This is a genomic window from Corallococcus sp. CA041A, assembly GCF_003612075.1.
GTDB lineage: Bacteria > Myxococcota > Myxococcia > Myxococcales > Myxococcaceae > Corallococcus > Corallococcus exiguus.
Genome location: NZ_RAWF01000588.1, coordinates 1 through 656 on the forward strand (window position 1 = coordinate 1; position 656 = coordinate 656).

The following is a 656-nucleotide window of genomic DNA, read 5'->3' on the forward strand; positions in this document are numbered from 1 at the left end:
GTGTCCACCAACGGCACCACGAACAGCACGGCCGCGACCAGCACCTTCACGGTGGCCGGTCCGACGGTGGCCATCACCGCGCCGGCCAACGGCTCGACGGTGACGAACCCCACCAACGTGGTGGTGTCTGGCACGGCGGCGAACGCGACGTCCGTCACGTTCACGCTGGGTGGGCAGAGCTATGGCCCCGTCACGGTGACGGGCGGCAACTGGACGTACACGGTGCCCGGCCCGCTGGCCAATGGCTCGCAGACGGTGTCGGCAGTGTCCACCAACGGCACCACGAACAGCACGGCCGCGACCAGCACCTTCACGGTGGCCGGTCCGACGGTGGCCATCACCGCGCCGGCCAACGGCTCGACGGTGACGAACCCCACCAACGTGGTGGTGTCTGGCACGGCGGCGAACGCGACGTCCGTCACGTTCACGCTGGGTGGGCAGAGCTATGGCCCCGTCACGGTGACGGGCGGCAACTGGACGTACACGGTGCCCGGCCCGCTGGCCAATGGCTCGCAGACGGTGTCGGCAGTGTCCACCAACGGCACCACGAACAGCACGGCCGCGACCAGCACCTTCACGGTGGCCGGTCCGACGGTGGCCATCACCGCGCCGGCCAACGGCTCGACGGTGACGAACCCCACCAACGTGGTGGTGTC

General features: G+C 70.0%; 1 protein-coding gene. It reads left to right on the forward strand.

The genetic code is table 11. The features are described from left to right. On the forward strand, positions 1-656 hold a 656-nt coding region (locus D7V77_RS42340), incomplete at both ends, for an Ig-like domain-containing protein (RefSeq protein WP_233597574.1).